General features: G+C 71.1%; 8 protein-coding genes. 4 read left to right on the forward strand and 4 right to left on the reverse strand.

Annotated features, from left to right (window positions below; genetic code table 11):
* On the reverse strand, positions 1–405 hold a 405-nt coding region (locus tag QH283_RS02130; RefSeq protein WP_280501331.1), incomplete at its 3' end, for a Gfo/Idh/MocA family protein.
* Between the two features lie 77 nt (positions 406–482).
* Between QH283_RS02130 and QH283_RS02135 the strand changes: the two genes are divergently transcribed.
* The 3 genes from QH283_RS02135 (at position 483) to QH283_RS02145 (ending at position 4,741) form a co-directional block, all read left to right on the forward strand.
* The gene (locus QH283_RS02135) at positions 483–1,772 is read left to right on the forward strand and encodes a glycosyltransferase (RefSeq protein WP_280501332.1); all 1,290 of its coding nucleotides are present in this window, start codon (positions 483–485) and stop codon (positions 1,770–1,772) included.
* Positions 1,773–1,786: 14 nt separating this feature from the next.
* Entirely contained in the window at positions 1,787–3,142 is a 1,356-nt protein-coding gene (locus tag QH283_RS02140; protein ID WP_280501333.1) for a glycosyltransferase, read from the forward strand.
* 348 nt (positions 3,143–3,490) lie between these two features.
* Complete coding sequence (locus tag QH283_RS02145; protein WP_280501334.1) at positions 3,491–4,741, forward strand: oxygenase MpaB family protein; 1,251 nt, start codon at positions 3,491–3,493, stop codon at positions 4,739–4,741.
* 81 nt (positions 4,742–4,822) lie between these two features.
* Here QH283_RS02145 and QH283_RS02150 read toward each other — a convergent pair whose 3' ends face one another.
* The 3 genes from QH283_RS02150 to QH283_RS02160 form a co-directional block, all read right to left on the reverse strand.
* Positions 4,823–5,293 (reverse strand): hypothetical protein, encoded by a 471-nt coding sequence (locus QH283_RS02150; RefSeq protein ID WP_280501335.1) that lies wholly within the window; start codon positions 5,291–5,293, stop codon positions 4,823–4,825.
* A gap of 29 nt (positions 5,294–5,322) precedes the next feature.
* Complete coding sequence (locus QH283_RS02155; RefSeq protein ID WP_280501336.1) at positions 5,323–6,012, reverse strand: hypothetical protein; 690 nt, start codon at positions 6,010–6,012, stop codon at positions 5,323–5,325.
* Positions 6,013–6,078: 66 nt separating this feature from the next.
* Entirely contained in the window at positions 6,079–6,705 is a 627-nt protein-coding gene (locus tag QH283_RS02160) for a TetR/AcrR family transcriptional regulator (RefSeq protein WP_280501337.1), read from the reverse strand.
* A 76-nt stretch (positions 6,706–6,781) separates the two neighbouring features.
* Here QH283_RS02160 and QH283_RS02165 point away from each other — a divergent pair.
* Positions 6,782–7,006 (forward strand): NAD(P)H-binding protein (locus tag QH283_RS02165; protein ID WP_280501338.1); only part of this gene is annotated, 225 nt, incomplete at its 3' end.

Raw genomic sequence — 7,006 nt, forward strand, 5'->3', positions numbered from 1 at the left:
GAGCGGGTGATAGCGGTAATGGAAGGCCTCCATCACCACCAGCCCGGAACCCGTTGCCGCGGCGGCGATCTCACGCGCCTCGGCGGCATCGGCGGTGAACGGCTTCTCGCACAGCACATGCTTGCCCGCCGCCAGCGCCGCTCGGGTCCACCGTCCGTGCAGGCCGTTGGGCAGCGGGATGTACACCGCGTCGACCTCGGGATCGGCCAGCAGGGCGGGGTAGTCGTCGTGCACTCGGGCGATGCCGTGCCTGCGCGCGAACCGCTCCCCGCGCGTGCGGTCCCTGGCGGCCACGGCCACGACCTCGGCCTCGGGATGGCGCAGGGCCGGAGCGAGCAGAGCGGCGGGCGCGATACGGGCGGCGCCGAGAATGCCGAACCGCAGCGGGCGGGTGTCGTCGACCACCCGCGGACACTAGCATCGGGATCGCGTCGCGGCAGCGGCATCGTGGCGCCCCGTGACGCACGAACGGAAGCGAGAGTATGCGTATCGCACTGCTGACGGCGGGCACCAGGGGCGACCACCAGCCCTATCTGGCACTGGCCGACGAATTGCGTTCGCGCGGGCACGATGTGGTGATGACGGCCACCGAGAACTACGCGCACGTGGTGCGGGCGGCCGGTTTCGACCCGGTGGTCATCCCGTTCAACTCCGCGGAACTGCTGGAGACCGACGACGCCAGACGCGCCCTGTCCTCCGGCGCCACCCTGCCGTTCGTCAAGATCATGCTCGACACCGTGAAGATCATGGCGGGCGAGCGCGGTGAGCGGATGCACGAGGCGCTGGCCAGGGCGAGCGAATCGGCCGAGATCCTGGTGGTGTGCGCCTCGATCCTGCCGTGGGCGATGGACCGCGGGGAGCTGACCGGGCAACCGGTGGTCGGGTGCCTGCCCTACCCGCTGGAGCGCACCACCGAGTTCCCCTCCTCGTTCATGGTCAAGCACATGGTGTCCTCGAAGCGGCTGCGGCTGGCCAGCTACACCGCCTTCGAACTCGCCTACGGCTTCGCCTACCACAAGGTGGACAAACGGGTCAGGCAGATGATGGGCCTGCCGGGCAAACCGCGTAATCCGTTCCGCCGCATGCGCGACGAGGGCATTCCGCTGGTGCACATGGTGAGCCCGGTGCTGCTGCCCAAACCGGCGGACTGGCCGGACCGTTCGACGGTGGTGGGCGCGCCGGTCATGCCGGCCCGGCTGCGCGCGGCCTGGGGCGAGGCCGCGGTGGACCCGGCGCTGGAGGGCTGGCTCGACGCGGGCGAGCCGCCGGTCTACTTCTGCCTTACCGGGATGCCGGTGCTGGACCCCGCCCGCGGTCTCGGCCTGGTCGAGACGGTGTGCCGGGAGCTGGGCACCCGGGCGCTGGTCACCGTGCGCGGCGAGGGCTACCCACGCGGCGCCACCCACGGCGGGCGGCTGTTCGTCACCGATTCCTTCGACTACGACCGGGTGCTGCCGCGCTGCACGGCCGTGGTGCACCACGGCGGCCGCGGCAACACCCACGACGTGCTGCGCGCGGGCCTGCCCGCCGTGGTCGTCGGCGTGCACAGCGACCAGTTCTACTACGGCTGGCGCATGACCGAGCTCGGCATCGGCGCGGGCTTTCCGTACCCGTCCCTCACCGCCGATCGGCTGCGCGCGGCGCTCGCCGCCGCGCTCACGCCCGAATCCCGCCACCGGGCCGCCGAACTCGGCAGGCTGGTCGCGGCCGAGAACGGGGTGATCGCCACCGCCGACGAGGTGGAGCGGCTCGCGAAACAGGCCGCAGGCTGAGCGGCGGCACACCCGTGCACATCGCCCTGTTCACCGACTTCCACCCAGCCACCCTCGGCGGCGTGCAGACCGCCATGCGCGCCCTCACCAGCGGTCTGCGCGGACTCGGGCACCGCGTCACCGTCTTCTGTCCACCCGCACCCCATCCCGTCGCGGACGACCCCGACCTGGTCCTGCTCCGCCCGGTCCCCCGTGCCACCCTGGCGGGCGGCCTGCCCATGGTGCTGCCGACCCGCGCCAACCGGTATGCCGTCGACGCCGCCTTCGCCACCCGTGCCCGTGTCGACCTCGTGCACGCGCTGACCACCTACGGCTGCGGCATCCTCGGCGCGCGTGCGGCGCGCCGCCACGGCATCCCCGTCGTGCAGACCATGCAGAGCCGCGACGACACCGTCATCGAGAGATACGCCCCGTCGCCGCTGTCCGCCGCGCTCACCATGCGGCTGTTGCACGGCTGGTTCGTGCCGCTGCGCGGCGCGACCACCGATGTCGGCGACGACCTGGTCGCACGGCTGGCCTGGCGACCGCTGATCGCCCAGGCCCGCGCCGCCGACCACGTGACCGTCCCGACCGAGCACTTCGCCCGCAGGCTGCGCGCCAGGGGCGTCGACCGGCCGATCCACGTGGTCTCCAACGGCATCGACGACGCCCTGCTCGACACCGTGCTCGACGCCGGCCCCGCGCGTGCCGGCGAGTGCCCGCCCGAGGACGAGGCGGAAAGCCGCACCGCCGCGACGGGCGCGGGCAGGGGAAGCGCCGAGGAGCCGGCCGCCGCCCGCGACGGGACGGCACGGACACCGTTGCGCGTGTTGTGGTGCGGCAGACTGTCGCCGGAGAAACGACCCGTGGCGGCGGTCGAGGTCGTGCGCGGAGTCGCCGACTGCACGCTGAGCGTGTACGGCGACGGCAGACTCGCCGACGACCTGCGCGCGGCGGTCGCCGTGGCGGGCGTCGGCGACCGCCTGCGCCTGCACGGCGAGGTGGACCAGGCCGAGATCCAGCCCGCCATGCGCGCACACGACGTGCTGCTGCTCACCTCCGACTGCGACACCCAGGGCATGGTGCTGCTCGAGGCGGTCGCCACCGAACTGCCGGTCGTCTACTGCGATCCCGAGCTCGCCGAGACTGTTCCCGAGGCGGGCGGACTGCGCGCCGCCGACTCCTCGGTCCAGGCCCTCGCCGCGGCGTTGCGCGCGCTGGCAGGGGATCGGGCACGGCTGCCCGCCATGCGCCGGGCCTTGGCCGAGCGGTCGGCGGACTCCCGGCAGTCCCGCCATCTGGCCCGGCTCGTGGCCGTCTACACCGCGGCGCTGGCTGATGCCGAGCGGCCCTGTCGGCGCTCGTCCCGCCGCCGACCCGCCGACAGGTGACCAACGATTATCGCGTTCTCGACTGCCGAGCCGGCCGCTCGCCAGCTGAACTAGACATCTGACCTACTCGTTCGGCTGTTTTCGATGTCAGGGCATCTTTGCATGTAAATCGCGTAACACCAGCTCGAACGGGTTCTAGCTCGGGCCGTCGAAGCTTCCGCAGAGCAATCTTTGGTGAACGGGAGACGCGCGACCCGAGTGTTGCTAAGTTAATACATATTCTGAGCATGTTGAGAGTGGGGGACGCTGCGTGAAAGCGTCGTTCCGCGATCTCACGATGCTCGGACTCGATTGCGCTCACCCGAGACGCACAACTCGGGATGCTCGGACTCAATGAGGAGTGACGACATGCAAGGACTGAACAGGCGCGACGCGCTGAAGGCCGGAGGCGTGCTCGGCGCCGTCGGCGCCGTCGGCGCACTGGCGGCGACGAATCCGGCACGAGCCGAGCCCTGGACCTGGTCGCCGCAGGGGTCGGTGGCCGGCGAGGGCGCGGGCCTCGATCCGATGAACGTCTGGGATCCCGAGGCCGACGAGGTCGTCGCCGCGGTGGTCCAGCGCGGGGACGTTCCCGAGGTCAACGAGGCGCTGCGTCAGTGGCAGTACAACGGACAGCCGTTGCCCGCCGGCCTGCCGAACGACCTGCGCGAGTTCATGGAGTACGCGCGCAGGCTGCCGCACTGGGCCGACCACGGGAAGCTCGACGCCGCAATCGAGTTCAACAAGAAGCGCGGCCTGTACCTGGGCGTGCTCTACGGCTTCGCCAGCGGCATGATGAGCACGGTCATCCCGAAGGAGGCCAAGGCGGTCTACTACTCCAAGGGCGGCTACGACCTCACCGACCGCATCTCCAAGACCGCCAAGCTCGGCTACGACATCGGCACCGCCAACGCCTACGCCGACGACGGCGAGATGATCGTCACCTGCGTCAAGACTCGCATGGTGCACGCCGCGGTCCGCCACCTGCTGCCGCAGTCGCCGCACTGGACGGCCACGGCCGAGGAACAGATCCCGATCAGCCAGAACGACATGATGGTCACCTGGCACAGCCTGCCCACGACGGTCATGCGGCACTTCACCAACTGGCAGGTGCCGATCCCGCCGAACGAGTCCGAGGGCTTCCTGCACTCCTGGCAGCTGGCGGGCCACATGCTCGGCATCAAGGACGAGTACATCCCGAACTCGTGGGACGAGGCCAACTCCCAGGCGTCCCAGGTGCTCGACCCGATCCTGATGGCCACCCCGGAGGGCGTGAAGCTGGCCAGCCGGCTGCTCAGCCTCGGCTCCGGTCTCGATCTGTCGATCCTGACCAGGCCGGTGCTCGGCGCGTTCACCCGGTTCGTGCTCGGCGACAAGCTCGCCGACGAACTGCAGATCCCGCGCGAGCTGGTGTGGGATCCGCTGCTGCGATTCAGCTGGGGCCCGTTCATCGCCGTGCGCGAGGGCCTGCTCACCGTCGCCCCGCCGTCGGCGGAGGTGTACTGGATGTTCGACGAGTTCCTGCGGCAGGCGGCGCTGCTCTACCTGTCGGAGCTGCGCATGCCGATCAGCATCGAACTGCCGATGATGAACCGCGACATGAGCCTGCCGCCGAAGTAGCCGGCAGCGACCGCGCCCCCATCGCTTGCCCCTCGCGGTGGGGGCGCGGTCGTATGTCCGGCGGGCACCGGGTGTCGGAGGTCAGTACACCCGGAAGGTGGTGACGCTCGGGGCGTGCGGCAGGTCGGTGGTCAGAGTGAATTCGACCAGGCCAGGTCCGGGGGTCAGACGCAGATTGGCGATCTGCGGCGCCATCCACCAGAAGGGGAAGCCGTTGCCCGCGCCGAGGAAGCCCGTGCCCGAGCCGTTCGCGCCGGTGTCGAGATTGCGCCAGTGCACGGTGGCGGTGACCGAGCACCATGGCGCGGGCACACCGAGCACCTTCAGCCAGCCCTTCAGCTGGAAGTCGACCGCGCCGGGCACGTCGCCGTCGGGGTAGACGTTGCCGATCGCCCACACGTCACCGGCGCAGCCGAGGCCGTGGGCGGCGGTGGTGGCGAGGGGGAGTTCGACGGAGTCGTAGTTGCTCGCCGCGGCCGGGGCGGCGGCGAGGGTGAGCGCGACGGTGGCCGCCGCGGCAGCGGACAACCTCCGCAGAAGTGTGGTGTCCATGACCGTCTATCGGTGTGGGCCTGAGTTCGTTAGCCGCCGACGCGGCCTCGGATCAGCCGGTAGCGACTGGTCGGCACCACGTCGATGTCGCGGTCCGCGCCGAAGGTGGCGACGCTCTGCATCAATCGCCCGACGCGGCAGCCGAGTTCGGCGTCGTCGCCACCGCTGCCGTAGAAGGCGTGCACATCGTGCAGCGCTTCGATCGGGAAGTGCTCCTCCACGACGGCGGCGATCTCCGGGGCGTCGGGGGTGACCGGCTCGACGACCCGGTTCTGGATGTAACCGAAGGTGGCCTGGGTGTCGATGGCCACCTGCGTGTGGTGGCCGCGCCAGCGGTCGAGCCACTGCTCGTACGGCAGATCGGCGGGCCTGCGCAGGAAGGCCACATTGGCGAGCCCTTCGGCGCGCTCGCCCACCTCGGTGGGCTTCGGCGGCAGTGGGGTGGCGACATCCACCCGCCAGCCCGCGATGCGGTCCGCCCGGGCGGCGAGCACGCGGGCCACGCCTGCCGCCGCCTCGTCGCCGGGAAGGGTGACCGTGACGACGGCCTCGACCGGGGCGTCGAAGGTGGTCAACCGCAGCATGGCGTCCGCGACGTCGGCGTCGGCGATGTTCAGGACGGCGTCGACGGCTCCCACCCCGGCCAACGCCGCGCCGAGTCCGTGTGCGAGGTCCTCTCCTGTGCCCCACAGGGCGAACAAGAACTGCCCGGAAGTCACCCGACGCACCGCCTTCGTAGAACGTGTTTCAGTTTTCGGAGCGTAGCCAATGGCAGGGCCGCGGCGCTACCGGTTCGGCGGGGCGGGGGGTTCCGGCGGGGCGGGGGGAGCGACGGCCGCGGCGGTCGTCCGCGCGAAGGCGGTCGCCCAGGCGTCGAGCTGCTCCGGTGTCGGTGGTCGTTCGTCGAACTGGAGGAGGAACACGCGCTGGAAACAGGCGCCGAGCAGGAGCGCGGCGGCGGCATCGACATCCGCGTCCGGGCGGAGCCTGCCCTCGTCGCGCTCGCGAGCCAGGTAGGCGGCGACACCGGCGAGCGGGCGGTGTGGACCGGAGTCGAGAGCGCGCAGCGCGGCCGCGTGCTCGGCGAGGAAGGCGCGCGAGGAGAACACCGACACCGAGATGGGGAAACTGTGCAGGTAGAAGTCCAGGGCCGAGCGCGCGAGCCGGGTGAGGTTCTCCTCGACACCGCCGTCGGTGGCTGCGGTGCCGTCCGGGGAGATGTCCAGCACCGGGGGCAGGCGCTCCTTCAGTACGGCGACGAAGATCGCGGTCTTGTCCGGGAAGTGCTTGTAGAGGGTGGCTTCGGAGAAGCCGGCCGCGCGGGCGATCTCCTTGGTGGTGGCATGCGCGACGCCTGCCGTGCGCAGCACGGACTCGGCCGCGTCCAGGATGCGGTCGCGAGTAGGGGGCATGCGGTCTCCCTTGACAGGTGGGTGAGTACTCACTCACTGTAGTGGTGAGTGTTCACTTACCAAGGAGAAGGCACCCATGAAGATCGCGGTCTTCGGCGCGAGCGGCGGCATCGGCGGCCAGGTCGTCAACCAGGCACTGGCAGCGGGACACCAGGTCACGGCCGTGGTGCGGGACCGCGCGCGGCTGGCGGTGCCCGATCAGGACGGACTGTCGGTGACCGTCGCCGGCGTAGGCGACGCCCCCCCCCGCGCCCAACCGGGCGGCCGGGGGGGCGGCGGGGGTGTGGGGCGGGGGGCGGGT

It is taken from the genome of Nocardia farcinica (genome assembly GCF_029867845.1).
Lineage (GTDB): Bacteria > Actinomycetota > Actinomycetes > Mycobacteriales > Mycobacteriaceae > Nocardia > Nocardia farcinica_A.

Excerpts from the sequence above, each read along its gene's own strand:
- QH283_RS02135 (WP_280501332.1), top strand. The coding sequence starts at position 483 with ATGCGTATCGCACTGCTGACGGCGGGCACCAGGGGCGACCACCAGCCC.
- QH283_RS02145 (WP_280501334.1), top strand. The coding sequence starts at position 3,491 with ATGCAAGGACTGAACAGGCGCGACGCGCTGAAGGCCGGAGGCGTGCTC.
- QH283_RS02150 (WP_280501335.1), bottom strand. The coding sequence starts at position 5,293 with ATGGACACCACACTTCTGCGGAGGTTGTCCGCTGCCGCGGCGGCCACC.
- QH283_RS02160 (WP_280501337.1), bottom strand. The coding sequence starts at position 6,705 with ATGCCCCCTACTCGCGACCGCATCCTGGACGCGGCCGAGTCCGTGCTG.